Raw genomic sequence first — 25057 nt, 5'->3', positions numbered from 1 at the left:
GATTCAGCGCGCTCAGTCGTCGCCGTCGTGCTCTTCCTCGTCGTGACCGTCTCGGGCGTCTTCCTGGTCGTGACCCTCCTGTTCGTCCACCTGCGTCGGCGTCCCCGAGAGGTTTCCCTCCCCGTCGAATCGCTTGGCGCGGAGGAACCGTGTGCGGTAGCGGTTCGCCCCCTCGTAGATGTCCGCCTCACGGATGTCGTCGGCCCGGCCGTCGGCGACGGCGTCGATGATGTCCTCTATCTGCTCTTTCTCGCTCTCGGTCAACTCGAACTCGTAGGTCTGTGTCTCCTCACCTTCCAGTCGCGTCCACTTGCGTGAGGCGGCGATGACGAGCGAACACGGTTCGCGGCAGGGGAACTCCCCGTCGCCGCCGTCGGCGTCGAGTTCGGTCTCCTCGTCGTACTCCCACTCGCGGCGCTTGAGACACTGCGAGTCGTCACAACAGCTCTCGGCGACCCAATCGACGTGTTCGTGGCCGTCGCCGCGGTTCCACGTCTCGATGACGCCGTAGATACCGGACTGGCGCTCGATTGTCTCCTCCCAGTGATTCACGTCGAGTTCACCGTGTCGTTCCAGGTTCCAGTTGACGACGGTCGCTGGATAGACGACGTCGTCGACGGCGTCGAACACCTGCCGTTGGTCGAGGTCGGTGAGCACCCACCCGGTCTGGAGCGTCGGTGCGGTCTTGAGCGGGCGGTACTGGCCGCGTTCGTCGTACTTGACCAACTCACGGATGTCTAACGGGTCGGTGTAAGTCTCCAACTCGTCGGTGGGAGTGTTGGCGTCGTCTTCGTGGCGAATCTCGTAGACGCGGTGGCCCTCTTCGCCGAGTGTCGCGGTTATCTGGAGTTCGCCCCACTCGTGAGTCAGACCGCCGCGAAGCGCCTCGTACCGTCCCGGAACGTCGTGTTGCGTCTGGTCGGCCAGTTCCAGCCACCGCAGGAAGTTGCGGCGATGGTGTCTGTTCTCGCCGACGTCGACGCCGCCTTTCAGTTTCGACCCGCCGACGACGTGCGTCCAGAAGTACCAGTTCGAGACGTACTCGTCGTACTCCTCGGCGGCGGCGTGAAACTCGGACTCCGAGAGGTTCGAGCGCTCGCCTTCGGGCGTCCCGAAGGTGTAGCCGCCGTCTCTGTCGTAGTCGTCGTCGCCTGCGTGGACGTAGAGGCCGTCGAACTGGACGCCGGGTCCGTTCTCGGCGGCAGCACGGAGGGCGGCGAACTGTGTTGACTCCTCCATCTCAGACCTCCACCGTCTGCTGGCCTCGCGTGCGTTCGCGGACGAGTTCGAGCGCATCACCGATGTCGGCCCCACCCTCGGCGGCGCGTTCGAGGATGACGTCCGCCATCAGCCCTTCTGTCCCCACAGCACCGGCGTACCAGATACGGTGGCCGTCCACGTCGGCGGGGACGTCGTACCCCTTACGGTAGTCGTCGGTGAGACCCATGTCTTCGGGGATGTCCTCCTGCGTGTGGAAGCCGTCGGCGATGAACAGGGGGACGACGACGATGTCCGGCGACTCGAAGTAGTCGGCGACGTCGTCGACTTCCGGTTCTTCGTCCATGTAGAGCGCCTGTACCTCGTCGAAGCGGTCCATCTCGCGGATGCGGTCGGCGTGGTACTCGATGGCCTTCGCGGAGTTCTCGTTTCGCTCCGTGCCGTGGCCGACGACGGCGAACCCGAACCCGTCGCCGACGTCAGAGTCACCAGTGACCGTCTCGGCGCGCCGGACGAGCACGTCCGTCATCGACTCGTGGGTGCCGACCGGGCCGCAGTAGGTGACCTGCTGACCCGTATCTTCGGCCGTGAGCGTGACGTGGTCCGCCGAGAGACCGTCGGAGTCCCACTGCGAGACGTCCCACCCCTCCAAGCGGAGTTCGCGGGGGATGACTTGCTCGGTGAAGTAGCCCTCGCTGATGAACAGGGGAACGACGTACACTTCGTCGGACTCGACGGTGCGGAGTACCTCTCGGAGGTGGGGTTCCTCCTTCCAGAAGCCGACTTTCACCTCGTCGAACGCACCCGTCTCGCGGATAGTGTCCGCGTGTGCGTGCGTCGGTGTCGACGAGTCGGGATTGAGGTGCGACCCGTGGGCGACGATGACCAGCGCTTGGCTCATATGCAAATACACGGACGGAACCGCCTTAGTGACTTCGCAAACGGAAGTGGGAGGGCCGAACGAGGATGTTCAGGCGTCGACGCAGACGGCCGTCTTCGGGAGGCAGACGCGACGGGTGCGTCCCACCTTCCGACGGTAGTCGAGCGTCACCGTCGTCGCCACGGTAGCAACGAGTGCGGCGGCGACGGCACCGACGACGGCGACGGGGTTCGCGAGAGCGACGAAGAACGTCAAAACGGCGGCGAACAACACCCCCGTCGCGACGAGTACCTGTCCGAGGCTGTACACCGGGTTCGGGGTCGTCACGTCCTCTCTCATCACGTCTAGTAGATGGTCGACGACCACCATAACGGTAATCTGAATTTCATTTCTGTCCGAGAGATTACTGAAATCAGATTCAGGAGAACGGCCCGAGGCACTTTTGTCGTCGCCGTCGCATCGCACGTCCATGTCACTCGCCGCTGACACGCGCGACGCCGTCCGTGAGCATCCGTTTCTCTTCGACGCACTCCGTGCGGGCGTCGTCAACCACACCGCCGCGGCCGACTTCTTGACCCTCGACGGAGAGCGAGAGGCTGTCGCGACGGCGCTCCGCCGATTCTCGGCGGAGTTAGACGAGTACGAGACCGAAACGCGACAGGTTCGCGTGACGATGCAGAGCGGCGTCGCAGTCGTCGACGGGGAGAGGGAAACGGACGAGAGCGAGGCCGACTCCCTCCTCGCACTCGCCGGGACGAGAGTCGTCGCCGACGGCGGGTCGCAGACGGCTGTCTTGGCCGCGGGCGACGTCGACACGGCCAGTCTCGCCGCCGTTCTCGACAGACTCGCCGTCGCCGACGTCGCTGTCGACGCCGCGGCCGTCGCGGGCGAGACGCTCCTCGTCGTCGTCGGCCGTCGCGACGGAGCCAACGCGGTCCGCGTCGTCGAGTCTGCACTGAAGACGGTGCCGACGCGGACTGCCGCACCGCGGTAGCACACCTTCAACAGGTTCAAGCGAGACGCGGCGGAATCCTCTGCCGATGACACTGTCCGTGACCAACACGCTCACGAGAGCGCGCGAGGAGTTCAGGCCCGGTGACGAAGACGACGTCCTGCTCTACGTGTGCGGACTGACGGTCTCGGACGACGCCCACCTCGGCCACGCCCGCGTCTGGACGCACGCCGACGTGATGCACCGATGGCTCGAACACGAGGGCTACACCGTCCACCACGTCGAGAACTTCACCGACGTCAACGAGAAAATCGCTGCCCGCGCCGGTGAAGATGCCCTCGGCGAGGACGAGGCGGCCGTCGCCGAGCACTTCATGACTTCCGTGATTCGAGACATGCGCGGGCTGAATCTCAAGCGTGCGGAGGTCTACCCGCGCGTCTCCGAACACGTCCCCGAGATAATCGACCTCATCGAGACGCTCTTAGAGCGCGGGTACGCCTACGAGTCCAACGGGTCGGTCTACTTCGACGTGACCGAGTTCGAAGACTACGGCAAACTCTCGAACCAGCAGGTCGAGGAGATGGAGGCGCAGGGTGAGGCGAGCGAACGCTCGGAGAAACGCAACCCGTTCGACTTCGCGCTTTGGAAGGCCGGTGGCGTCTCGCCTGCCGACGTGGCCGAACACCGGAAGGACGACCGCCCGATCGAAGACGGTGAATACGGCGAGACGTGGGAGTCACCGTGGGGCGAAGGGCGACCCGGATGGCACATCGAGTGCTCGGCGATGTCGATGACGCATCTCGACGGGACCATCGACATCCACGTCGGTGGCCACGACCTGGTCTTCCCGCACCACGAGAACGAAATCGCCCAGAGCGAGGCCGCAACGGGTGAACAGTTCGCCCGCTACTGGCTTCACACGGGCCTGCTCGAAACGAAAGGCGAGAAGATGTCCTCGTCGCTCGGGAACTTCTTCACCGTCTCCGGCGCGCTAGAGGAGTTCGGCGTGAACGTCGTCCGGACGTTCTATCTCTCCACCGAGTACGGGTCGAAACAGACGTTCTCGGAGTCGGCGATGCAGGAGGCCGAGGAACGCTGGTCGCGTCTCGAACGCGCTTACGAGGCCGCCGTCGACGCTTGCGACGGCGTCGACGCGCGGACGAAGGTCGAAGACGCGGACCTCCGCGACGCGGTCGACGAGACCCACGAGCAGTTCGCCGAAGCGATGAACGACGACTTCAACGTCCGCGAGGCCATCTCGGCGCTCCTCGAACTCGCCTCCGCGAGCAACCGACATCTCGAAGATTCGGTCGAATACGACTATCAGGCGCTTCGCCGAACTATCGAGACGTTCGAGGAACTCGGCGGCGACGTCTTCGGGCTCACGTTCGGCGACGCGTCGGCCGAGGGTGACGTGTCGCTGGCGGGTGACCTCGTGGAACTCGTGCTCGACGTCCGTGAGGACGCCCGCGACGACGGGAACTACGAACAGGCCGACGCGCTCCGCGACGCGCTGACCGACCTCGGCGTGGAAGTCGAGGATAGCGACGACGGGCCGAGCTACCGGCTCTGAGGCGGGAAGCGACCCCGCGCGGTTCCTTCGGAGGCGTTCACCATCGAGAGTCGAGACTACGGACGCGAAAGAACAGAGAAGGCGTTCGAGTCGTCGGCGAGACAGCCGTCGACCGAGTTAGGCGTTCTCTTCAGTCTTCTCGTCGCTCGACGAGTCGTCTTCCGTCCCCTCGGCTTTCATCGTCATATCCGAAGCGACGACGAGGTCGAACGGACAACTCGACGGGTCGTCGTCGGGCGTGAGATAGCCCGTCGCGAACGCGGTGTAGGCCATGCCGCCCTCGACAGCCACGTCGAACGTCGCGACGACGTCGCCGTCGTTTTCTTCGGTGTCACCGCGGACTTCGAGGGTGTACTCGCCAGCGGGAACCTCGACGTACTCGCTGGCCGTGCCGGGTTCGACGCCGTCGAAGAGCGTCAGGTCTGCGCCCTCGACGGTCACGTCGACGGCGGGTGCGTCCGGTGAGGCGTGGACCAGACGGACCACCGCCGTGTCGTCTGCGGGCATCGTCGCGTCGTCGGCGAGGACGAGCGGTGCTTGCGTCCCCTCGGAGAGTTCGCCGACGGCGGCAACCGTGTAGGCACTTTCCTCGACGGTGAGCATCTCCTCGAAGACGACGGTGTCGGGCTTGCCTGCGGCCGTGATTTTCACGGTGCGCTCGCCAGCGGGAACCGTCAGATAGTCGCTGACCGCGCGGAAGGGGACGTCGGAGAGGACCTTCGACCCGTCGACGTAGACGTCGACGCTCGGCGCGTCCGGAATCGCGTGGACGGCGCGGACCGACGCCTCCGACGGTTGCTCCGGTTTGTCCCCCTCGTCTTCTTTGTCGTCCATCTCGGAGCCGTCGGCGGCGACCACGAGGTCGAACGCGCGGTCCTGTGGTTCGTCGTCGGGGGTGAGATAGCCCGTCGCGAACGCCGTGTACGACATCCCCGCCTCGACGGCGACGTCGAAGGTGGCGACGACGTCGCCGTCGTTGCCTTCGGTATCACCGCGGACTTCGAGGGTGTACTCGCCAGCGGGGACTTCGACGTAGTCGCTCGCGGTACCGGTGTCGACGCCGTCGAAGACGGTCAGGTCCGCGCCCTCGACGGTCACGTCGACGGCGGGTGCGTCCGGCGAGGCGTGGACCAGACGGACCTGCGCGTTGCCCTCGGCGGGTGCGCTCGGCGCATCTTCGAGGACGAGCGGCGTGAACGTCTCTTCGCTCAGTTCGCCCGTCGCGGCGATGGTGTAGTCCGCGTCCTCGACGGTCACGTCGCCCTCGAAGGCGACGGTATCCGGGTCGCCAGCGGCGGTCACTTTCACCGTGTAGGTTCCGGGTTCGAGCGAGAGATAGTCGCTCACCGCCTGGAACGGAACGTCTTCGAGTACCGCCGACCCGTCGACGTAGACGTCGACGTTCGGCGCGTCCGGCGAGGCGTGGACGACGCGGACGTTGGCACTCTCCGAGGTGTGGTCGTCGGCGCCGACGACGCCCGCACCGCCGACCATCGCGACTGTACCCGCTGCACCGACCGTCTTGAGGAACGCTCTGCGGTTTGTCTCAGGCATAACTACGTCTGTGGCCCAGGATTGTCTGAGCAAAACCGTTGTGGCCGAATCTCACCCAATATTCTCCCACATTTCACCCAAATATCGGTGGCTGTCTTGCGATCCGGTCATATATCTACGGAACTACTGTCGAAGTTATCGAACGTCGGACTGTCCTCTCGGACAGTATCTCTCGGTCTGTGTCAGCCCCGAATCTCCCTACTCTGTGGAGTTCGGTACTGCTCGGACTCGGCGTCGGTCCGGTCGTGCTCGTTCACGGACTCGGAGAACTCGACGTCAGTCCGTTCGCGAACAGTGAGAGTCGCCGCTGTCGTCGGTTTCTTCGACTCGCTCGGCATCCCTGCATCCGTCCCCTTTGGTCGAGAGTTAGTGCCGAGACGTCTCACAGAACGGGGAGGCGTCGAAGAAGTCGGAAGAGTCGGAGAATCGAAAACTACGGCCGCCGCCGGCCCGGGTTACGGAGTCTCAGTCCCACGTGACCCACAGCAGGAACGCGAGACCGACTGCCTCGAACAGGGGCAGCATCATCATCCCTTGCCACGCTGGGGCGGGGACGGCAGTCGCGAACCACGCCGCGAGCACGCCGTCGAACATGTAGATGTAGAGGGCGAAGGCGTTCTCGAGGAGGAGGAAGACGGAGAACAGCAACAGCCCGAGGGTGTGCTTCGAGCGGAACTCGAGGTAATTGCGGACCCACACGTAACCAAGTCCCACCAAGAGCAGGACGTTCAGTGCATGGGCGACCCGCGCGACGTCGAACCAGAGACTCATCTCGTACTACCTTGCTCTGTCGCAACCATATACGCTTTCCCGAATCTCTCCATAGTTAGCCTACTTGTGTGAAGATCGTCTCGACCGTGTCCCAGTTGCTTCTGGCTCGGTCACTGGGGAGATACACCGTTCCGTACCCGTCGCCGCTGTTCTGGACGACGTTGTTCTCCATCAACACGTCGAGATGGTGACGGACGGTCTTGTAGTCGAGTTCGAGGTCCTCTGCGAGCTGATTGGCGTTCCGCGGGCGTTCGTCGACTGCCCGCAGTAACCGGACGCGGTTTTTCCCGCCGCGTGTCCCGGTCAGGACGTACCAGAGGACCCCCTCCATCGTGTGCTTACTTACCCTCCGGACAGGTAAGTACGTCGGCATGTATCGGCAACGTCGGCAGCTATCTCGTCGACCGACCGGGGGTCGGTCCCGTTCACGTCGCCCTCAACGAATGTACATTTTTAGCGGAGAACCAGCAGAACTGTCCGTCGTACGCATACTTTTAGCACGGATGTACTAAGCATTACCACGTTAAATGACCACACACGACAAGACGACACGGCGGCGGTTCTTACAGGCGGCGGGTGGCGTCGGAGCGAGTCTCGCACTCGCTGGCTGTACCGGGTCCGAGGGTGACGGCGAGTCGACGCCGGCGGCGAACGGGAGTGCGACGAGCGAGGGAACCGAGACGGGCACGTCGAGCGAGGGCGGCGAGGCAGGCACGCTCAACCTCATCAACTCAACGCTGAGTTCACTCGACCCCATCTCCGCAGACGACACCGCGTCGGGTGCAGTGACGACACAACTGTTCGACGGCCTGATGACGTATCCGAACGGCGAGGTACCCGTCGAACCCGTCATCGCGGAGGGCTACGAGACGTCCGAGGACTTCACGACGTACACGTTCTCGCTCAAAGAGGGCGTGACCTTCCACAACGGGACAGAGGTGACGGCGGCAGACTTCGTCTACTCGTACGAGCGACTCGCCGCGTCGTCGAACTCGCGGACGGCCGCAGACATCCTCCAGACCATCGGCGTCGTCCACGAAGTCGACGGCGACGAGAACTACGTCCCGGAGAGTCTCGCCGTCGAGGCAGTCGACGACTACACCGTCGAGATAACTATCGAGCAACCGTTCGCGCCGACTCTACAGGTGCTCTCGAACAACCAGTTCGCCGCCGTCCCCGAGGGTATCGTCGGCGACGTCGAGGGCTACGAGGGCGAGATGGAGTACAACGAGTTCGCCAGTTCGAACCCCATCGGCGCGGGGCCGTTCACGTTCGACGCGTGGCAGGAGGGGACAGACGTCTCGGTGTCGGCGTACGACGACTATCACGGCGACGTCCCGCAACTCGACGGCGTTCGGTGGCAGATTATCGAGGACGACAACGCCATCTACAACTACGCGATGAACGAGAACGCCGACGCGTTCGACATCCCGACGGCCAAGTTCGACCGCGGGAAACTCTCCGTCGAGGAGACAGACGACAGAGGCCGTAGACACGGTACCTACGGCCCCGTCCGGAACGGGAAGACGGTCAACTATCTCGGTGTCCCGACGCTCTCTGTCTACTACATCGGGTTCAACATGGAGGCGGTGGAGAAACCCGTCCGACAAGCCGTCGCGCACGCACTGAACCAACAGACCGTCGTCGAACAGGTGTTCAAGCGGCGCGGTGTCCCCGCCTACCACTACATGACGCCCGGTATCTATCCCGGCGGTGCCGAAGGGTACTCGACGCACGCCGAGGAGTCGTACCCCTACGGCTACAACGAGTCTCAACTGGACGAGGCACGCGCGCTCATGGAGGAAGCAGGGTACGGACCGGACAACCCCTACGAACTGGAGTTCCTCATCTACGAGTCGACGACGTGGGAGGATACGGGCAAACTCCTTCGAGACCAACTGGCGAGTGCACACATCGAGATGACAATTACGAAAGCACCGTTCTCGGCACTGCTCTCTCGCGTGCGAAAGATGGACGTCCAGGCGTACTCGCTGGGATGGGTCGTCCCGTGGGCCGCTCCCGACGCGTTCGTCAAACACCTCAACCCGGCGGCGTCGGACCCGACAGCGTCGGGAGCTATCGAGTCGTACAACCAGTGGCCGACAGACACCGAGGCCGCCCAGAACGCCATCGACGCGTGGAACCAGATTTCCGAGAACCGCGCGCCGACCGACGAAGCAGAGCAGCTTCGCGCGGAGGCCGCCGTCGAGATGGAGGAGGCCAACTGGGCCGACGTGGCCAACCTCCCCGTCTATCACCAGATAGAAGAGCGGTTCTGGTACGACCGAGTGTCGATTCCGCCGTTCGGCATCGGTGGGATGTTCAAACAGAAGTACAACGGCGCGAGTTTCGAGTGACCGACACAGTCACATCGTGAAGAGGTGGCTGTCGTCGGGGACGGCGAAGAGGCCCATCCGGACACCCGCGTCGAGCCATCCGTAGCCGTAGGAGAAAGAAGCCAGCGCGTTGACCAAGTCGTCTTCTTCCCGGAAATGTCGCCCGTCGGTGAGATACGATTCGGCCATCTCGCGGCACTCGGCCGCCGCGTCGCCGAGCGGTGTCTCGACGGGAACCGCGATTTCGGCCTCGTCGAGGGCGTCGGCGAACATCCGTTCGTAGCGGTCGGTCTTCTCTTCGAGGTCCGCAGTCATGTGCGAGCGAATCCGTCGAGTCGGGGTAAGGACTTCGGCTTTCGCGGCGCGCGATGTTCGAGGGGTCCGCGATGGCGGCACAGCTACCGGACAGCGCAAGGTAAATACTTCCCGCTCGCAAAGAATCGAGCATGACCGAAGACGCCTCTGCGGACGCTGCCACGGACGGTGGCGTCGTCGAGCATCGTAAACTCATCGTCGCCGGAACGGGGATTTCAGGGCTGACAGCGGCCATATACGCCGCCCGCTCGAACAACGAACCGCTCGTCTTCGAGGGGACGGAACCGGGCGGCCAACTCACCCTGACCACCGAAGTCGACAACTATCCGGGCTTCCCGGAGGGTATCTCCGGGCCGGAACTGGTCAACAACATGAAAGAGCAGGCCAAACGCTTCGGCGCGGAGGTCAAAAACGGCGTCCTCAAATCCGTCGACGACTCTTCGCGCCCCTTCCGCGTCGAACTCACCAACGGTGACGTCTACACCGCCGACGCCGTCATCGCCGCCTCCGGTGCCAGCGCACGGACGCTCGGCATCCCCGGCGAGGACGACTTGATGGGTTACGGTCTCTCGACGTGTGCGACGTGTGACGGCGCGTTCTTCCGTGACGAGAAAATCGTCGTCGTCGGTGGCGGCGACGCCGCGATGGAGGAGGCCAACTTCCTCACCAAGTTCGCCTCGACGGTCTATCTCGTCCACCGCCGCGAGGAGTTCCGCGCCGAGGACTACTGGATCGACCGCGTCCACGAGAAAGTCGAGTCCGGCGACATCGAACTGATGCTCAACACGGAGGTCACAGAACTCCACGGGACGCCCGAAGACGGCGTCGACCACGTGACGATGGTCCGGCACCCGGAGGGTCACCCGACGGACAAACTCGACGACCCGGAGACCGAGGAGTTCGAGTTCGACGCCGGTGCGGTGTTCTACGCCATCGGCCACACGCCGAACACGGAGTACCTCGAAGGCACTAGTGTCCAGATGGACGACGAGGGCTACCTCAAGACGAAGGGTGGTTTCGACGGCGGCCAAACGGCGACAGACGTCGAGGGGCTGTTCGGTGCCGGCGACGTCGTCGACTACCACTACCAGCAGGCCATCACGGCGGGCGGGATGGGCTGTAAAGCGGCCATCGACGCCGACGACTATCTGGAGAGTCTCGAACGCGCCGAGACCGAGCAGACGGAGCCTGCGGCCGCCGAATCCGACGACTGAACGAGGCGGGACTCCAAGACTGTCGTGCGGAGTTCAGTTTCACAGACACCTCGATACGTCCGTGAACGGGGCACACGCCCTGCTCACCCGATTCCCACAGACCCTTTACCTTCCATCCCCGAGATGGCCCCATGGTCGATACGGAAACCTACACCATCGAAGGACCGAACGGTGACACCGACAGCATCGAACTCCCCGAGGGTCTCGTCGACGTGCTCTCCGAACAGGGCGAGTCGCCAGCGACTGTCGTCGCCGAAATCTCGCTGCTCTCGTTCGTCCAGCGCGCACACACCATCGTCCACCACGCTGAGGGTGACGTGCCGGACGACCTGCTCGAGATCAACGAGAAGGCCGAAGAACTGTTCGAGGAGCGCTTCGGTGTCTCCTTCGCCGAGGCGACGGGCCACGACCACTAGTTCCCACACGCGATTCGGCGCGCTGTTTCTGCTGTAACTCGGAGGCACGCCAGCGACAGCAGTAGCACCGTGCCGCCGTACCGCCACCTGTCTCGGCGGTTTGGTAGGTGTGAAGACAACTGCTATCAAAAATTTGATTATTTTGTCCGTCCTAACGTCTCACCACTCTCCCAAGAAGACTATTTCTGTAGACAGTTGCATCGAACAGACTGTTCTTAGGTGGCAGGCAACTAAGCAGGTGTCTGGTGTACGAGGAATCGTATGGTTCGAACCGACCGACAGGCGAGAAGCACGGAGGACACATGTACAGCGCACTAACCACGATTCCACTCCAGAGCGGTGGGGGGTTCCTCTACTACGCACTGGTGTTCTTCGTGTTGGCACTGGTCGCCGCAGTCGTCGGGTTCCGCGGCGTCGCCGGCATCTCGATGAGCATCGCGAAGATATTCGTGGCCATCTTCCTCGTGCTGGCGATTCTCTCGCTGCTGCTGTGAGAGGCACCAGTCGACACTAAAGTGTGTCAGCGTTTTTCAGAAGTTAGCGACGGACCGAGTTTTGCATCCCAGCGTACCGACTCATCGACCTGACAGCAGAGGTCGGTGAACTCGCGGCCGATACCACGGCGTCGAGGGAGTACGGAACGGTTTCGTCAGAGTTTGCGGTGAACACAGACGAACTCGGTGATACGCTGTTCGCCCTGCTTGTGGTCGACGACGAACTGGGTATCGATGCCGACGACGCCGACGATGCCTCTCGAAGTCACTACCGAAGTAGCAGAATCGAATCGGAGAGAACCGTCAGGTCTGGCGAGCAATCACCCACTCTCCGTCGTCGTGCGCCCGATTCGTTCGAACGCCGTGAACAGTCGAAGAGTGCAAATGTATAAGTTCTCACAGGGCAAACTGAGATTTAGATACGTCTAATTTACTTATGTCAGAACTCGTCGATATCTTCGTCACCTCCGTCCGCGACGGTTTCGTACAGGTCAGTGCGTTCGTCGCCGTCACCGTCCTCCTGTTTAGCTACGTCCAGTACAAGACCGACGGTGCGCTCGTCCGCCGACTGGAACAGAACCGCCGCGCCGGTCCGCTCGTCGGCGCATTCATGGGACTCACGCCTGGTTGCGGGGGTGCAATCGTGATGATGCCGCTGTACGTCCGCGGGAGCGTCTCGTTCGGCACCGTCGTCGCGACGCTCATCGCGACGGCGGGCGACGCAGCGTTCGTTATTCTCGCGCTCGCGCCCGAAGCGGGGTTGTACGCCTACGGTATCTCGTTCGTCTCCGCCATCGTCTTCGGGTACGCCGTCGACACAGTCGGTCTCGGCGTCGGTCGTATCGACCGCGCGGTGAGTCGAATCGGACGGACCGTGACCGACGGTGGGTTCGCCGCGCCGACGGTCGGCAGTCAGGTCCACCACTACGAGGAGGCACAGGGGTGTGAGGTTCACGACGACGCGACGCGACACTCACCGATTCTCACTCCGCTGAGTAAGGTCGCACTCGGTGCGTGGTGGGTCGCAGCAGCCTTCGGACTCGTCGCGGGTGTGTTGTACCTGCTGCGTGGTGCGCCGGATGTTCCGATGGTCGTTGCCCCGAGTTTCGCGGGCGCGTTCACAATCTTCGGCATCACGGGGACGGCACTGTCGTTCTACCTCTACTTCGTCGGTCGCCACTACGTCGGCCACGGTCACGTCGGGAAAGCGAAGGACACGTTCGCCAACGCCCAAGAGACACTCACGCACGCGGCGATGGAGACGTCGTTCGTCACGGTGTGGGTCATCGGAGCGTACCTGCTCTACGAGTACGGTCTCGTCTTCACCGGTATCGAGATACAGGCCGTTGCCGCTGCTGCGGGCGTACTCGCACCCGTCATGGGCGCCGTCATCGGCCTCATTCCCGGCTGTGGGCCGCAAATCGTCCTCGCGACGGCGTACTCGCAGGGAGCGATTCCGTTCTCCGCGCTGACGGCGAACGCCATCAGCCAGGACGGCGACGCACTGTTCCCGCTCATCGCCATCGACAAGAAGGCCGCCATCGTCGCCAGCATCTACACGACGATTCCAGCGCTCATCGTCGGCGTCGGTCTCCACCTCCTGTTCGGCCCGATGTTCGGGTTCGGGGTGCTCTGAGACCGTGGTCGGAGACTTTTCTGTCCCGACGACGTAACGACACGCATGAGTTCCGAGCGTTCAGCAGACGGCGTTCGCGTCTGGTTGGTCGAACGGACCTACTCCGACGACGAACAGAACATCGTCATTCTCGTCTACGCGACGCCCGACGGGTCGCGGTATCTCCGAAAAGAGCGGTCGCTGACGAGTTTCGACGACGTCAGAGAGACAACTGCCGCCGTCGACACCGACTCAGCAAAGCTGGGTACTGTCGACGACCCGGAGACGCAAGCCGAGTACGCCGCCAGTGCGAAGCGAACTCGCGAGCAGTACGCACCCGACGAGGCAGTGTAGAACGATGTCTCGAGAGAACTCGACTCCGAGTCGGTCGACGATTCTCCTCACGAAGACAGAATGAGTGGGAGATTCACGGAGAAATATCCTGATTAATCCTGCGGCTGTGGCATGATGACAGCATCCGTGTGAGTGTTCACACACAGGAATTTATGCGCGTACGGCGGCAACGTGAGAACGATGGGAGACCTATCCGAGTTGTTTGCGCCGGGGCGGGTTGCCGTCGTCGGTGCGACAGAGCGTGAAGGGTCGGTCGGCCGCGCCATCGTCGAGAACCTCATCGAGGATTTCGACGGTGAGGTCGTGCCGGTCAACCCCAAGTACGACGAGGTGTTCGGCCTCCCCGCCGTCGCCGACGTCGGTGAGACCGATGCCGACCTCGCAATCGTCGTCGTTCCGCCCCACATCGCCGTGGACGCGGTACGCCAGGCGGGCGAGGCGGGTATCCAGAACGTCGTCGTCATCACCGCCGGGTTCGGAGAAACCGGTAGTGAGGGCGCCGCACGTGAACAGGAACTCACCGAAGTCGCCGAGGAGTACGACCTCAACCTCGTCGGACCCAATAGTTTAGGAATTATGAGTACACCGAAGGGGATGAACGCCACCTTCGGTCCCGAGAACGCCACCTCCGGCAACATGTCCTTCATGAGCCAGTCGGGTGCCTTCATCACGGCCGTCCTCGACTGGGCGAACGACGAGGGCATCGGCTTCAAGGACGTCGTCTCGCTGGGGAACAAAGCGGTCCTCGACGAGTCGGACTTCATCGACGCGTGGGGGACAGACGAGCAGACGGACGTCGTCATCGGCTACCTCGAAGGCATCGAGGAGGGGCGCGAGTTCATCGACACCGCTCGCGAGGTCACACAGGACACGCCGATCGTGCTCGTCAAGTCCGGGCGGACGGACGCCGGCGCACAGGCGGCGTCGAGTCACACCGGCACCATCGCCGGCAGTGACCAAGCCTACGAGGCCGGTCTGGAGCAAGCGGGCGTCATCCGCGCCGAGTCGGTCCAAGAACTGTTCGACTCGGCGCAGATGCTCGCCAACCAGCCACTGCCCGACAGCAAGGAGATCGCCATCATCACCAACGCCGGCGGTCCCGGCGTGATGTCGACGGACGCCGTCGGGGATTCGAGTCTGTCGATGGCGAGTTTCTCCGACGAGACCTTAGAGGAATTCTCCGAGAAACTGCCCGAAGAGGGCAACATCTACAACCCGGTCGACATCGTCGGCGACGCCGACAACGACCGGTTCAGCGAGGCACTCGACGTTGCACTCGCCGACGAGAACGTCGGCATGGCGCTCGTCTTGACCTGTCCGACGGCCGTGCTCGACTACGAGCAACTGGCCGAGGACACGGTCGAACTCCGGAAGGAACACGACAAGCCCGTCGCCGCCTGTTTCATGGGTGGCGAGCGAGTCAAGCCCGCCGCAGAGATTCTCCAAGAGTCGGGCATCCCGAACTACTTCGACCCGTCGCGGGCGGTGTTCGCACTCGACGCACTCTCTGACTTCAAGGACATCAGCCGCCGCGAGTACGACGAACCGACCGAGTTCGACGTCGACGAAGAGCGCGCCCGCGAGATTCTCGAATCGGTCAAGGGTCGCGACGACACGCGACTCGGCGTCGAGGCGATGGGACTGCTCGACGCCTACGGTATCGAGACGCCGCAGGGCGACATCATCGACTCGCCCGCCGACGCGCTCGAAGTCGCCGAAGACATCGACGGCAACGTCGTGATGAAGATCGTCAGCCCCGATATCCTCCACAAATCCGACATCGGCGGCGTGAAAGTCGGCGTCGAGGACGAGGACGTATACGACGCTTACGAGGACCTCATCACCCGGGCACGGAACTACCAGCCGGACGCCAACATCATCGGCGTGCAGGTCCAAGAGATGGTGGATCTCGACAACGGCGTCGAGACCATCGTCGGCATGAACCGTGACCCACAGTTCGGGCCGCTGCTCATGTTCGGACTCGGCGGCATCTTCGTCGAAGTGATGGAGGACACGACGTTCCGTGTCGCTCCCGTCGCCGAGAACGAGGCACACACGATGACCGAGGAGATAGACTCCGCACCGCTGCTGCGCGGTGCTCGCGGCCGTGACCCCGTCGACGTCGACGAGGTCACAGAGACCATCCAGCGACTCTCGCAGTTGGTTACGGACTTCCCGGCCATCCTCGAACTGGACATCAACCCACTCGTCGCGCTGCCGGACGGCGCGAAAGCGGTCGACGTTCGACTGACCGTCGACCCCGACGAGCTATGACCCTTCCCGACAACGATTCAGCCATGAACACGCTACTCGTCACCTCGACTCAGGACAGCACCGGAAAGACGGCCGTAACACTCGCGCTCGGTCTGCTCGCTCAGGAACGCGGCCTCGACGTGGGCTACATGAAACCGAAAGGGACGCGCCTGCAGTCGAACGTCGGTAAGACGCTCGACCAGGACCCGATGCTCGCGCGCGAACTGCTCGGTCTCGACGCCGAGATGCACCAGATGGAACCCATCGTCTACTCGCCGACGTTCGTCGAGGGTGCCATCCGTGGGCAGGAAGACGGCGACGAACTCGCCGACATCGTCCGCGAGAACTACGACCAACTCTCGGCCGGCAAAGACCTGATGCTCGTCGAGGGTGCCGGCCGGTACACGACCGGTGGCATCATCGATCTCACCGACCCCGAAGTCGCCGACCTGCTCGACGCGCAGGTGCTTCTCGTCGCCGATTACACCAAACCGGGCGACATAGACGACGTGCTCGCCGCCGCGGACGACATCGGTGAGGACCTCGCCGGCGTTCTGTTCAACCGGGTCTCGGACTCCGTCTACGACGAACTGGAGACGGAAGTCGTCCCGTTCCTCGAGAACCGCGGTATCGACGTTCTCGGCGTCCTGCCGCGAAAGCGCGAACTCGCCGGTGTCACCGTCGAGGGTCTCGCTCAGGAACTCGGTGCCGACGTCGCGACGAACGTCCCAACCGACGCCTTCGTCGAGCGGTTCCTCGTGGGGGCGATGGGCGGCGACGCCGCTCTCCGCTACTTCCGCCGGACCAAGGACGCAGCGGTCATCACCGGCGGCGACCGTTCGGAGATTCACACCGCAGCGCTCGAAGCGCCGGGTGTGAAGGCGCTCATCCTCACGGGCGGTCACCGTCCACCGGCCGCAGTGCTCGGCAAGGCGGAGGAGAAGGGCGTCCCCGTCCTCCTCGTCAACGCCGACACGCTGTCGGTCGTCGACCGCGCCGAGGAGCTCGTCCACAGCGGTCGAACCCGCGACGAAGAGACCGTCAGCTTGCTCCGTGACCTGCTCTTCGAGCACGCAGACGTCGACGCGCTCGTCCCCGCCGCGGCCGACGACGAGTAACGCTACTCGGACCGACTTCTCGATTTTTCACTGCCGTCAGCGTCAGTGTTGGCGAGCGAATTGCGAACAGACGGTACGACGTCGACGCGCGGCGGTGTACCGTACACCCGCTAGTCGCCGCGCGGTGAGGCTCAGCTCATACCCTCGGTGGTCTCGATTTCGGCTATGAAGTTTCGGACGAGAAGTGCCAACAGCGTTCACGAGGGAACAACTGTCTCGACGTCGACAGCGAAGAGGATGGCTGCGAGGTGGTTCGTCCGGGCGGCGTCCTCGTCGGCGACGTCACCGACTCGACGATGGCACCACCGGAACACGAGGAGTACATAGCCGAGCATCGAGTCGAACCGGGCGTCGCCACTCGCCAGTTTCGGCTGGTGTACGACGGCGAGCGAGACCCATATATAACGTCGCTCATGTTCTCTGTCGACCGTCTTCGGAAAGTCGTCGCCGACACACCGTGGCCTGTCTCCGACGTTCACCGTGACCGTGGACGATACGTCGCCGTTCTTCGGCACGAACGAAAGTAGGGAGGTTGAGACTCGATGCCGGTCGCCACAGAGTTTATATCGGAGAGCACGGCCACCACCCGTATGAATTGACGATTTCGGTGGAGCGTATCGCGGATGTGTGGCGCACCGCTTCACTGACACGCCAGAGTACCGTGCCGCCTGTTTGCCCCTCCCCCCACTCGTTCACTCGTTACTCACTGTCGAGACGAATCATCCCTTTCACCGTCTCTGGCTCTTGGGCACGCTGGAACGCTGCGTCGACGTCGTCGATTGCTGCGTCGAAGTCGATGATTCCTTCCACGTCGACTGCGCCGTCGGCCAAGAGGTCGAGCGCCGCAGGGTACGTGTTCCGGTAGCGGAACGACCCGAAGACGTCGAGTTCGTTGTCGATTATCTCGTTCGTATCGAGTGGCACCTCTCCGTCGGGGGCGAGTCCGACCAGGACGACGGACCCGCCGCGTTGGACGGCGTCGAACGCCCCTTGTACGGCCGGTGGTGCGCCAGAGGCTTCGACGACGACGTCGACACCGCGCCCGTCCGTCGCCTCCGTGACAGCAGTCTGGAGGTCGTGCTCAGTCACGTCGACGGTCAGGTCCGCGCCACGCTCCTCGGCGAGAGCGAGTTTCTCCGGAACCACGTCCGAGACGATGACGTCCGTCGCACCAGCGGCACGGACGGCTTCCATCACCAGCAACCCGATGGGGCCGCTCCCCGTCACGAGCACAGAGTCACCGACGTCAATGTCTGCTCGGCGAGCGACGTGGATACCCACGGAGAGCGGTTCGACGAGTGCACCCTCGTCCATCGAGACGTTGTCTGGGAGGGTGTACGCAAAGTCGGCGGGCCACGCGACGTACTCGGCGAACGCGCCGTCGTCCGGTGGTGTCGCCATGAACGTCACGTCCGCACAGAGGTTGTACTCGCCACGGGCGCAGTGTTCGCAGCGGCGGCAGGGAACGCCCGGTTCGAGTGTCACTCGCTCGCCGACGCGCCCGTCGTCGACGTTCTCGCCGACGGCGACGACTTCACCTGCGCTCTCGTGGCCGAGAATCAGTGGGCTGTCGACGACGTAGTCGCCGATTCGGCCGTGTTCGTAGTAGTGGACGTCGGAGCCACAGATACCGATAGAGCGCATCCGAACGAGCACGTCGTCGGGTCCGGGGTCGGGTCGGTCACGGTCTTCGAGTGTCAGTTCGAGTTCTGGTGAGAGGACGGCGACGCGCATGGAAACACCGGCGTTCTGGTACGTGATAAACGTATCCGCCACGCCACCGCTGCCCGTAGTTCCAAGAGTGTCCGTGCCGAAGGAGAGCGTATGGCTGCAATCAAGCGTCGATTCTCCCGACTTCGGGGTGGAAGCGACGACGACGAGTCAGAACCACTCGACGGGGCAACTGACACCGAACTCTCCCAGTTCGAGGAAGTCACCGCCGAGGAGTTCGAGAGTGGCGAAGCCTTCGACGAGTCCGAACCGGACGACAGCCCGGGCCGTCCCTACGTGTGGCTCGGACTCGCAGTCGGGTCACTCGCTGGTCTCGGTGCGTCCGTCTACAAACTGTATCAACACCGCAAAGCGGCGAAGGCGGCCGAGGAAGCTGCACGCGACGAACCGTGGCGTGTCGAAGAGAAAGCGAGTCGAATTCCGGACGATGCGGGGACAGCCTCGCTCGTCGGACTCGTCTTCCTCGCCGTCCTCAACACCCTCGGCGAGCGATTCGAGCGCGACCACTGGGAGTGACTACGACCACCCGCGGTCGGTGTCGTTCAGTCGCTCACAGCCGTCGTCGGTGACGACGACGAGGTCTTCGATACGCACACCGAACTCGTCCGGGAGATAGACGCCGGGTTCGACGCTGAACACCATCCCCGCTTCGAGTTCGACGTCGCTCCCGGCGACGATGTACGGCTCTTCGTGGACGTCTAGCCCGACGCCGTGGCCGGTTCGGTGGATGAACTGCCCGCCGTAACCCGCAGCCTCGATGACGTCGCGGGCGGCGGCGTCGACTGCACCTGCCGTGACGCCCGGTTCGATGGCGTCGACGGCGGCACTCTGTGCGGCTCTGACGACGTCGTGAACCTCGGTGAACGTCTCCGAGGGTTCTCCGTCGAAGACGATGGTTCGCGTCTGGTCAGAGGGGTAGCCGTCGACGCGCGTGCCGAAGTCGAGGACGACGGGGTCGCCCGCCTCGATTCGGCGGTCGCTGTGGTAGTGGTGTGGCTTCGCGCCGTTTGGTCCGGAACCGACGATGACCTCGAAGGAAGTACCGTCGCCGCCGGCGTCGACGAGGCGACGTTCGATGTCGGCCGCCAGTTCGGCCTCGGTCGTGCCGACTGCGTCGCTACCGAGTGCGCGAACGTCGTCGACGACACGGTCTGTGATGCGGGCGGCGCGTCGGAGTGCGTCGAGTTCAGCGTCGTCTTTCTGTAGCCGAAGCGGTGCGACGACGTCGCTCGCCAGTCCAAACGTCGCGTCGGGGAGGACCGTCCGAAGGTCCTGTGTAAACTGTGCCCACATCGTGTCGTCGACGAGGAGGTGGTGTTCCGAGAGTCCGAGGTCGCTCGCGACGTCTCGGAGGTGGTCGCGGGGGTTCTCCTCGTCGGCCCACGTGCGGACGTCGTCGACCCACGAGTCGTCTCGAATCTGGTCGGCGTAGAGTTCGGGGACGAGAAAGACCGGGTCCTCGTGTCTCGGAACGAACAAGAGGAGATGTCGTTCTGCGGGCGTCTCGTGGAACCCCGAGAGATAGAAGAGGTTCTGACTGGGGAACAAGACGAGAGCGTCTCCGGCACCGTCGCGGAGACGAGACTGACACTCGCGGGTACGGCGTTCGAAGGGTGTCATGCGTGCGGTAGGACTGCCCCTGCCAAAGAGCTAGCGACGTCGAGTGAGCGAGTGGAAACCAGCCGCGCCTTTTTATCCGCTGACAGCTTCTCTGTGGCTGTCATGCCCTGGTATGCCCTCTCCACGCTCGACGACGCTCGGCGAGCGACGACGTCTCTCCTCCTCCCCGTCAACCGTGGCCGCTGGCTCCGACTCGCACTCATCGCGTTCTTCGTCGGCGGACTCGGTGGCGGTGGCGGCGGTGGCGGACAGGGTGCGTTCAACTACTCGACCGACGAGGTTCCGCCGTGGACTGGCGAGTTCCCACCGGTCGACACGCTCCCCATTCGGTCGATACTCGCCGCTGTCGCCGCACTCGTCGTAGTGCTCGCCCTCCTCGCACTCGTCTTCCTCGCGATTAGCTCCGTGATGGAATTCGTGTTCGTCGACGGTGTCAGAACACGAGACGTCCGAATTCGCGCCCCGTTTCGGCAGCACTTCCGACCGGGACTCCGCCTCTTCGGGTTCAGAGTCATTCTCGGAGTTCTCGTCTTCGCCCTCGTCGCGATTCCGATTGGTGTTGCAATCTTCGCCGGGGTCACCCTCTCTCCGGCGTTCTTGCTCCTCTTACTCCCCATCGTCTTCTTCGTCGGTCTGCTGGCACTCGCTGTCGGCGTCGTCCTCCAACTGACGACGGACTTCGTCGTTCCGACGATGCTCGTCGAAGACCGAACCGTCCTCGACGCCTGGCGGCGGGTGTTCCCGCTCCTCCGCGTCGAGTGGGAACAGACCGCCCTGTACGTCCTCGTTCGGTACGCACTCGCCATCGGTGCAGCAATCGCCGTCGGCCTCGTCGTCGTCCTCCTCGCACTCGTCGTCGCACTTCCCTTCGCCATCGTCGGCGGAATACTCTACTTCGCGCTCGTCTCGACGGGTGGCCCCGGAACGGTCGGCTTGGTCGTTCTCGGCCTCCTCGCTGCGCTCTACGGACTGGCCGTCATCCTGGTCAGCCTCCTCGTGCAGGTTCCGGTCGTCACGTACTTCCGGTACTACGCGCTGTTCGTGCTGGGCGAATTCGACGTGACGCTCGACGTCGTGCCGTCGTTCCGGAGCGAGACAGGTGAGTGAGTAGTCGCCGGCGTTAGAGTTAGCCTTCAGTGAGTGTACTCCGGTCGACAGTCGAGAGGAGGACGACGATAGGAATCATCAACAGTCCACCGGCGACGAACGGTGACCAGAACGCGATTCCCGTGTAGAGCGCGCCAGCGAGCGCCGGGCCGAACGTCCGTGCGAGACTACCCGCACTCTGCGTCAACCCGAATGCCCCGCCTTGGTCGTCGGCGCTCGCCGCCCGCGAGACTAACGTATTCAGCGAGACGTTCGTAAGGGCGTTGCCCGTCGCCAGTGGCGTCACGACGACGAACAGCGCGACGATTGCGGCGGGGACCGTCGGACCGACCGGTAGGAGTCGCCCGACGTTCGGAACGAGTGGAGCGAGACGAGGTGCGAACGGGACGGCCGCGAGCGTCACTACTTGAATCGCCGCCCCAACGATGGCGAGTCGGTACTCGCCGAACCGCTCGGTCAACGGGCCGACGAGCCCACCCTGGACGACGGCGATGACGACGCCGAAGTACGTCAAGAGCAGCGCGTTCTCCGTCGCGCCGTAGCCGTACTGGTCGTTGGTGAGGAAGATGAACTGACTCTCCAGTGCCGAGAACGCGAAGGAGACGAGGAAGAACGAGACGACGAGTGCGCCGAGTCCTTCGGTCGTGAGCGCGTCTCGGAGTTGTTGCAGTCGAGACTCACGTTCTTGGACGGGGACGTCGTCACGTTCCTCCGGTGGTCGAGACTCGGGGAGGACGACGAACGCGAGGAGGAGATTCGCCGCCGTGATGACCGCCGCGGCGAAACTCGGGAGGGTAAACTCGCTCACCGGAACGACGGCCGGAAGCACGTCTCGGGCGACGCTGAGTACCGTCTCGCTGGCGAAGAAGCCGCCGAGCGCCGGGCCGAAAACGAAGCCGAGACCGAACGCCGCACCGAGCAGACCGAGTCCCTTCGCGCGGTCTTCCGGTGGCGTGATGTCGGCGATGTACGCCTGTGCGGTAGCGATGTTTCCGCCCATCGCCCCGGCGAGCATCCGGGCGAGAAAGAGCACCACCAACGACCCGGCGAGACCGAACAGCGTCCACGCGACGACGCTCCCCGTCAGCGAGACGAGGAGGACGGGTCGCCGACCACGCGTATCCGAGAGTCGACCCAGGAACGGTGCGGCGAGAAACTGCATCGCCGAGTAGGAGGCGATAAGGAGACTCCCGACGAACTCGCTCGCGCCGAAACTGAGCGCGTAGAGCGGGATGACAGGGATGAGGATACCGAATCCCAGCAAGTCGATGAAGACGATGCCGAAGACGACGGCGAGTGCCCGACGAGGGTTCTCGACTGTCACAGCAGAACGTTCGAGGCGGTGAGATTAACGACATCGGTCTGTGAGACGCGGGGGCGTTGTAGCAGCGCAGCGACGAGACGATGCGACGGGACACCCCGCCACAGAGCGAGTAGTTTGTTACCGGTGGGTTCCGAAAGAGCGTGTATGAGTTGGACCGAGTCGACACCGGACGACACGACGACCGAGTGGGAACGTTCCGACGGACACGCGAACATCCGCATGCGACGTCGCCACGACGGAAGCTTCGCCGTCCGCTTCGACCGCCTCTTTCAGGCACCCGAAGGACAGTTCTACAAACGAGAGACCGCAGAGAGCGAACCGGCCGCGAAAGCCATCATCGAAGCGTGGCAGACCGAGTTCGACGTCGAACAGCCGAGCGGTCGGTAGTCAAAGTCGAACGTCAGTAGTGACCGAGGACGCCGTCTCGACGAGCCTTGTCACTCGACCGCTGAAAGAAGAGATAGCCGAGAACGGTGTAGCCGACTGCCGTCGCGACGAGGACGAACAGTTCCGTCGGCGCGAACTCCCAGAGATGGACGCCGTCGCGCATCGCACGCTGGAGGAGGTTCCCACCCTGTGCGAGCGGGAACACCCGGAGGAACGGGTAGGCGTCGACGGGCGCGGCGATGAGCAGGATGAACCCGAACTGGACGAGTTGGAAGATGTTCTCGATACGCTTGTAGACGAGTGCGAGGCCACCGAAGACGAAGCCCACGCCGATTGCCGACCCGAGCGTGAGCACCACGAGCGGCACGATGGTGAGTGGGTCGACGGTGAGCGTCCGACCGGTCGTCAGGAGCATCGACGCGAGGATAAACCCGCCGTAGGCGAGGCTGACCAGGAGGTTCACGCCGACAGTGACGGCCATCACGCGCCCGAACCCGTACGGCGACATGTAGAGTTGTTCGAGCGTTCCCCACTGTGCCTCACGAGTGAGCGCCCACGAGAGCCCCGCGTAGGCCGTCACCGACATCGTGAACAGGAAGAAGCCGACGATGAGGCCGCTCAGCGACTCGCCTATCGCCGGGCCACCGATGGCCTGTCCGCCGAAGAACAACAGCGCGAAGAAGATGTACAACCCCACGAGTTGCGACGCCGTGTTCAGCGGATACCGGGTGAGCAAGATGAGTTGCTTGCGCGCAATCGCGGAGACGAGTACCGTCGTCCGCATCAGCGCTCACGTCCTCGTTCTGCCGGCGACGCTCGGTCCGTCAACTCCAGGAACGCGTCCCCGAGGTCCGAGTCGAGACTCGTCACGCCGTGGACCGCACAGCCAGCGTCGAGCAAGACGCCGAGCAGCGCGTGGAGTTCTGCGCCGTCTGCGAGTGTCGCCTCGAACTCGACTCCCTCGCCCGTCGTCGTCCACTCGTCGTCGTCGACACCGTAGCTCTCGGCGAGTCGTGTCCGCGTCGCGTCCGGCGGGAGTGCATCCAGCGTGAGTCGGTAGCGTTGGGTTCGAAAGAGGTCGACGAGGTTTCTCACCGTATCGTCGGCGACGAGGTGGCCGTCGTTGACGATGAGCACACGGTCACAGACGTCTTCGATGACGTCCATGTCGTGACTGGAGAGGACGACAGTCATCGAGTCGTGGTCGGCGAGTCGACGAAGTTCGCGGCGCAGGTCCATCGAACTCTCGACGTCGAGGCCGAGCGTCGGTTCGTCGAGGAAGGCCACGGAGACGTCGCGAGAGAGCGTACACGCCAGTGCAACCTTCTGTTTCATCCCCCGCGAGAGGTCGTTGACCGCCACGTCGGCCTTCTCTGCGAGGCCGAACTGGTCGAGCAATCGGTCGTGACGCTCGCGAACCTCGCTCGGTCGATGACCGGCGAGTCCGGCGAAGAACTCGAGGTTCTCGCGGACGCTGAGTCGCCAGTAGACGTTACGTGCGCCTTCGAGCATCGCGCCGACGTGGCCGTAGGCGGCCGTCGGGTCGTCGTGGACGCTGATACCCTCTATCTCAACAGTTCCAGACGTGGGAACGACGAGACCGAGCATCGACTTGATGAGCGTCGTCTTCCCGGCACCGTTCGGGCCGAGGAGGCCGACGACGGTGCCGGAGTCGACGTCGAAGGAGACGTCGTCGACGGCGATGAGGTCACCGTAGGACTTCGAGAGGTGACGGACCGAGACGGCGGGAGTGCTGTCGAATTCAGTCGAGTGGTCTCCGTCGACCATCACGGAGGGCTGAGACATTCGGTGAACGTGGGCGTGG

Annotated in this window: 27 protein-coding genes; 13 read left to right on the top strand and 14 right to left on the bottom strand. The window is 63.7% G+C overall.

The window, feature by feature from the left end:
* Positions 1-12: 12 nt before the first annotated feature.
* The 3 genes from BM083_RS12030 to BM083_RS12020 all read right to left on the bottom strand — a co-directional run bounded on the left by BM083_RS12030 (position 13) and on the right by BM083_RS12020 (position 2440).
* Positions 13-1239, bottom strand: a complete 1227-nt coding sequence (locus BM083_RS12030; protein WP_089869698.1) for a DR2241 family protein — start codon at positions 1237-1239, stop codon at positions 13-15.
* 1 nt (position 1240) lies between these two features.
* Positions 1241-2119, bottom strand: coding sequence for a CbiX/SirB N-terminal domain-containing protein (locus BM083_RS12025; RefSeq protein ID WP_089869696.1), 879 nt, complete (start codon positions 2117-2119; stop codon positions 1241-1243).
* Between the two features lie 69 nt (positions 2120-2188).
* Positions 2189-2440, bottom strand: coding sequence for a hypothetical protein (locus tag BM083_RS12020; RefSeq protein ID WP_143085720.1), 252 nt, complete (start codon positions 2438-2440; stop codon positions 2189-2191).
* Positions 2441-2567: 127 nt separating this feature from the next.
* Between BM083_RS12020 and BM083_RS12015 the strand changes: the two genes are divergently transcribed.
* Together BM083_RS12015 and cysS are read left to right on the top strand one after the other, a co-directional pair.
* The gene (locus BM083_RS12015; RefSeq protein WP_089869692.1) at positions 2568-3092 is read left to right on the top strand and encodes a DUF7523 family protein; all 525 of its coding nucleotides are present in this window, start codon (positions 2568-2570) and stop codon (positions 3090-3092) included.
* Positions 3093-3138: 46 nt separating this feature from the next.
* Positions 3139-4623: a cysteine--tRNA ligase gene (cysS, locus tag BM083_RS12010; protein WP_089869690.1), complete on the top strand. Its 1485-nt coding sequence runs from the start codon at positions 3139-3141 to the stop codon at positions 4621-4623.
* Between the two features lie 117 nt (positions 4624-4740).
* Here cysS and BM083_RS12005 read toward each other — a convergent pair whose 3' ends face one another.
* The 4 genes from BM083_RS12005 to BM083_RS11995 form a co-directional block, all read right to left on the bottom strand.
* Positions 4741-6177, bottom strand: a complete 1437-nt coding sequence (locus BM083_RS12005; RefSeq protein WP_089869688.1) for a DUF4397 domain-containing protein — start codon at positions 6175-6177, stop codon at positions 4741-4743.
* A gap of 182 nt (positions 6178-6359) precedes the next feature.
* Positions 6360-6515, bottom strand: a complete 156-nt coding sequence (locus BM083_RS23320) for a hypothetical protein (protein ID WP_177197616.1) — start codon at positions 6513-6515, stop codon at positions 6360-6362.
* 127 nt (positions 6516-6642) lie between these two features.
* On the bottom strand, positions 6643-6948 hold the full coding sequence (locus BM083_RS12000; RefSeq protein ID WP_089869686.1) for a DUF8036 family membrane protein: 306 nt from the start codon (positions 6946-6948) through the stop codon (positions 6643-6645).
* A gap of 55 nt (positions 6949-7003) precedes the next feature.
* Positions 7004-7279: an ArsR/SmtB family transcription factor gene (locus BM083_RS11995; RefSeq protein WP_009365868.1), complete on the bottom strand. Its 276-nt coding sequence runs from the start codon at positions 7277-7279 to the stop codon at positions 7004-7006.
* A 196-nt stretch (positions 7280-7475) separates the two neighbouring features.
* Here BM083_RS11995 and BM083_RS11990 point away from each other — a divergent pair, with 196 nt between their 5' ends.
* The gene (locus BM083_RS11990; protein WP_089869683.1) at positions 7476-9305 is read left to right on the top strand and encodes an ABC transporter substrate-binding protein; all 1830 of its coding nucleotides are present in this window, start codon (positions 7476-7478) and stop codon (positions 9303-9305) included.
* 9 nt (positions 9306-9314) lie between these two features.
* Here the strand turns inward: BM083_RS11990 and BM083_RS11985 are convergent, their stop codons facing one another.
* On the bottom strand, positions 9315-9599 hold the full coding sequence (locus tag BM083_RS11985) for a DUF357 domain-containing protein (RefSeq protein ID WP_089869681.1): 285 nt from the start codon (positions 9597-9599) through the stop codon (positions 9315-9317).
* A gap of 131 nt (positions 9600-9730) precedes the next feature.
* Here BM083_RS11985 and BM083_RS11980 point away from each other — a divergent pair, with 131 nt between their 5' ends.
* The 7 genes from BM083_RS11980 to BM083_RS11945 all read left to right on the top strand — a co-directional run bounded on the left by BM083_RS11980 (position 9731) and on the right by BM083_RS11945 (position 17063).
* Complete coding sequence (locus tag BM083_RS11980) at positions 9731-10813, top strand: NAD(P)/FAD-dependent oxidoreductase (RefSeq protein ID WP_089869679.1); 1083 nt, start codon at positions 9731-9733, stop codon at positions 10811-10813.
* A gap of 131 nt (positions 10814-10944) precedes the next feature.
* Entirely contained in the window at positions 10945-11229 is a 285-nt protein-coding gene (locus BM083_RS11975) for a DUF7545 family protein (protein WP_009365872.1), read from the top strand.
* A 302-nt stretch (positions 11230-11531) separates the two neighbouring features.
* On the top strand, positions 11532-11723 hold the full coding sequence (locus BM083_RS11970; protein ID WP_089870078.1) for a DUF1328 domain-containing protein: 192 nt from the start codon (positions 11532-11534) through the stop codon (positions 11721-11723).
* A gap of 436 nt (positions 11724-12159) precedes the next feature.
* Entirely contained in the window at positions 12160-13359 is a 1200-nt protein-coding gene (locus BM083_RS11960; RefSeq protein ID WP_089869677.1) for a putative manganese transporter, read from the top strand.
* Positions 13360-13404: 45 nt separating this feature from the next.
* Positions 13405-13692 (top strand): DUF7967 family protein, encoded by a 288-nt coding sequence (locus BM083_RS11955; RefSeq protein WP_089869675.1) that lies wholly within the window; start codon positions 13405-13407, stop codon positions 13690-13692.
* Positions 13693-13872: 180 nt separating this feature from the next.
* A complete protein-coding gene (locus BM083_RS11950; protein WP_089869672.1) occupies positions 13873-15966 on the top strand; it encodes an acetate--CoA ligase family protein in 2094 nt (697 codons plus the stop codon).
* A gap of 23 nt (positions 15967-15989) precedes the next feature.
* Positions 15990-17063 (top strand): phosphotransacetylase family protein, encoded by a 1074-nt coding sequence (locus tag BM083_RS11945; protein ID WP_089870077.1) that lies wholly within the window; start codon positions 15990-15992, stop codon positions 17061-17063.
* Between the two features lie 197 nt (positions 17064-17260).
* Here the strand turns inward: BM083_RS11945 and BM083_RS23660 are convergent, their stop codons facing one another.
* Positions 17261-17398 carry a hypothetical protein gene (locus BM083_RS23660; protein ID WP_218148961.1) on the bottom strand — a complete coding sequence of 46 codons (138 nt, stop codon included), beginning with the start codon at positions 17396-17398 and terminating at the stop codon, positions 17261-17263.
* A gap of 364 nt (positions 17399-17762) precedes the next feature.
* Positions 17763-18797: an NAD(P)-dependent alcohol dehydrogenase gene (locus BM083_RS11935; RefSeq protein ID WP_089869668.1), complete on the bottom strand. Its 1035-nt coding sequence runs from the start codon at positions 18795-18797 to the stop codon at positions 17763-17765.
* Positions 18798-18887: 90 nt separating this feature from the next.
* Here BM083_RS11935 and BM083_RS11930 point away from each other — a divergent pair, with 90 nt between their 5' ends.
* Positions 18888-19310, top strand: coding sequence for a hypothetical protein (locus BM083_RS11930; RefSeq protein WP_089869665.1), 423 nt, complete (start codon positions 18888-18890; stop codon positions 19308-19310).
* On the opposite strand, the gene BM083_RS11925 is transcribed toward BM083_RS11930, so the two are convergent.
* Positions 19311-20414: a M24 family metallopeptidase gene (locus BM083_RS11925; RefSeq protein ID WP_089869663.1), complete on the bottom strand. Its 1104-nt coding sequence runs from the start codon at positions 20412-20414 to the stop codon at positions 19311-19313. It lies immediately after the preceding gene.
* A gap of 102 nt (positions 20415-20516) precedes the next feature.
* Between BM083_RS11925 and BM083_RS11920 the strand changes: the two genes are divergently transcribed.
* Entirely contained in the window at positions 20517-21521 is a 1005-nt protein-coding gene (locus BM083_RS11920; protein WP_089869660.1) for a DUF7544 domain-containing protein, read from the top strand.
* A gap of 19 nt (positions 21522-21540) precedes the next feature.
* Here the strand turns inward: BM083_RS11920 and BM083_RS11915 are convergent, their stop codons facing one another.
* Positions 21541-22845, bottom strand: a complete 1305-nt coding sequence (locus BM083_RS11915; RefSeq protein ID WP_089869658.1) for an MFS transporter — start codon at positions 22843-22845, stop codon at positions 21541-21543.
* A gap of 144 nt (positions 22846-22989) precedes the next feature.
* Between BM083_RS11915 and BM083_RS11910 the strand changes: the two genes are divergently transcribed.
* On the top strand, positions 22990-23232 hold the full coding sequence (locus BM083_RS11910) for a DUF7543 family protein (protein WP_009365887.1): 243 nt from the start codon (positions 22990-22992) through the stop codon (positions 23230-23232).
* 13 nt (positions 23233-23245) lie between these two features.
* Here BM083_RS11910 and BM083_RS11905 read toward each other — a convergent pair whose 3' ends face one another.
* Together BM083_RS11905 and BM083_RS11900 are read right to left on the bottom strand one after the other, a co-directional pair.
* Positions 23246-24016 (bottom strand): ABC transporter permease, encoded by a 771-nt coding sequence (locus BM083_RS11905; RefSeq protein WP_089869656.1) that lies wholly within the window; start codon positions 24014-24016, stop codon positions 23246-23248.
* A complete protein-coding gene (locus BM083_RS11900; protein WP_245756885.1) occupies positions 24016-25038 on the bottom strand; it encodes an ABC transporter ATP-binding protein in 1023 nt (340 codons plus the stop codon). Before BM083_RS11900 ends, BM083_RS11905 begins: the two co-directional genes overlap by 1 nt.
* Positions 25039-25057: the final 19 nt, after the last annotated feature.

This window comes from Halogranum rubrum (assembly GCF_900114455.1).
In the GTDB taxonomy this organism is placed as follows: domain Archaea; phylum Halobacteriota; class Halobacteria; order Halobacteriales; family Haloferacaceae; genus Halogranum; species Halogranum rubrum.
Note: the sequence above shows the minus strand (reverse complement) of the source record. Positions and strands in the feature narration are given on the sequence as shown.

What these genes read in the sequence shown, in the direction of transcription:
- BM083_RS12030 (WP_089869698.1), bottom strand. Translation starts at nt 1,239, where the DNA reads ATGGAGGAGTCAACACAGTTCGCCGCCCTCCGTGCTGCCGCCGAGAAC.
- BM083_RS12025 (WP_089869696.1), bottom strand. Translation starts at nt 2,119, where the DNA reads ATGAGCCAAGCGCTGGTCATCGTCGCCCACGGGTCGCACCTCAATCCC.
- BM083_RS12015 (WP_089869692.1), top strand. Translation starts at nt 2,568, where the DNA reads ATGTCACTCGCCGCTGACACGCGCGACGCCGTCCGTGAGCATCCGTTT.
- cysS (WP_089869690.1), top strand. Translation starts at nt 3,139, where the DNA reads ATGACACTGTCCGTGACCAACACGCTCACGAGAGCGCGCGAGGAGTTC.
- BM083_RS12005 (WP_089869688.1), bottom strand. Translation starts at nt 6,177, where the DNA reads ATGCCTGAGACAAACCGCAGAGCGTTCCTCAAGACGGTCGGTGCAGCG.
- BM083_RS23320 (WP_177197616.1), bottom strand. Translation starts at nt 6,515, where the DNA reads ATGCCGAGCGAGTCGAAGAAACCGACGACAGCGGCGACTCTCACTGTT.
- BM083_RS12000 (WP_089869686.1), bottom strand. Translation starts at nt 6,948, where the DNA reads ATGAGTCTCTGGTTCGACGTCGCGCGGGTCGCCCATGCACTGAACGTC.
- BM083_RS11995 (WP_009365868.1), bottom strand. Translation starts at nt 7,279, where the DNA reads ATGGAGGGGGTCCTCTGGTACGTCCTGACCGGGACACGCGGCGGGAAA.
- BM083_RS11990 (WP_089869683.1), top strand. Translation starts at nt 7,476, where the DNA reads ATGACCACACACGACAAGACGACACGGCGGCGGTTCTTACAGGCGGCG.
- BM083_RS11985 (WP_089869681.1), bottom strand. Translation starts at nt 9,599, where the DNA reads ATGACTGCGGACCTCGAAGAGAAGACCGACCGCTACGAACGGATGTTC.
- BM083_RS11980 (WP_089869679.1), top strand. Translation starts at nt 9,731, where the DNA reads ATGACCGAAGACGCCTCTGCGGACGCTGCCACGGACGGTGGCGTCGTC.
- BM083_RS11975 (WP_009365872.1), top strand. Translation starts at nt 10,945, where the DNA reads ATGGTCGATACGGAAACCTACACCATCGAAGGACCGAACGGTGACACC.
- BM083_RS11970 (WP_089870078.1), top strand. Translation starts at nt 11,532, where the DNA reads ATGTACAGCGCACTAACCACGATTCCACTCCAGAGCGGTGGGGGGTTC.
- BM083_RS11960 (WP_089869677.1), top strand. Translation starts at nt 12,160, where the DNA reads ATGTCAGAACTCGTCGATATCTTCGTCACCTCCGTCCGCGACGGTTTC.
- BM083_RS11955 (WP_089869675.1), top strand. Translation starts at nt 13,405, where the DNA reads ATGAGTTCCGAGCGTTCAGCAGACGGCGTTCGCGTCTGGTTGGTCGAA.
- BM083_RS11950 (WP_089869672.1), top strand. Translation starts at nt 13,873, where the DNA reads ATGGGAGACCTATCCGAGTTGTTTGCGCCGGGGCGGGTTGCCGTCGTC.
- BM083_RS11945 (WP_089870077.1), top strand. Translation starts at nt 15,990, where the DNA reads ATGAACACGCTACTCGTCACCTCGACTCAGGACAGCACCGGAAAGACG.
- BM083_RS23660 (WP_218148961.1), bottom strand. Translation starts at nt 17,398, where the DNA reads ATGCTCGGCTATGTACTCCTCGTGTTCCGGTGGTGCCATCGTCGAGTC.
- BM083_RS11935 (WP_089869668.1), bottom strand. Translation starts at nt 18,797, where the DNA reads ATGCGCGTCGCCGTCCTCTCACCAGAACTCGAACTGACACTCGAAGAC.
- BM083_RS11930 (WP_089869665.1), top strand. Translation starts at nt 18,888, where the DNA reads ATGGCTGCAATCAAGCGTCGATTCTCCCGACTTCGGGGTGGAAGCGAC.
- BM083_RS11925 (WP_089869663.1), bottom strand. Translation starts at nt 20,414, where the DNA reads ATGACACCCTTCGAACGCCGTACCCGCGAGTGTCAGTCTCGTCTCCGC.
- BM083_RS11920 (WP_089869660.1), top strand. Translation starts at nt 20,517, where the DNA reads ATGCCCTGGTATGCCCTCTCCACGCTCGACGACGCTCGGCGAGCGACG.
- BM083_RS11910 (WP_009365887.1), top strand. Translation starts at nt 22,990, where the DNA reads ATGAGTTGGACCGAGTCGACACCGGACGACACGACGACCGAGTGGGAA.
- BM083_RS11905 (WP_089869656.1), bottom strand. Translation starts at nt 24,016, where the DNA reads ATGCGGACGACGGTACTCGTCTCCGCGATTGCGCGCAAGCAACTCATC.
- BM083_RS11900 (WP_245756885.1), bottom strand. Translation starts at nt 25,038, where the DNA reads ATGTCTCAGCCCTCCGTGATGGTCGACGGAGACCACTCGACTGAATTC.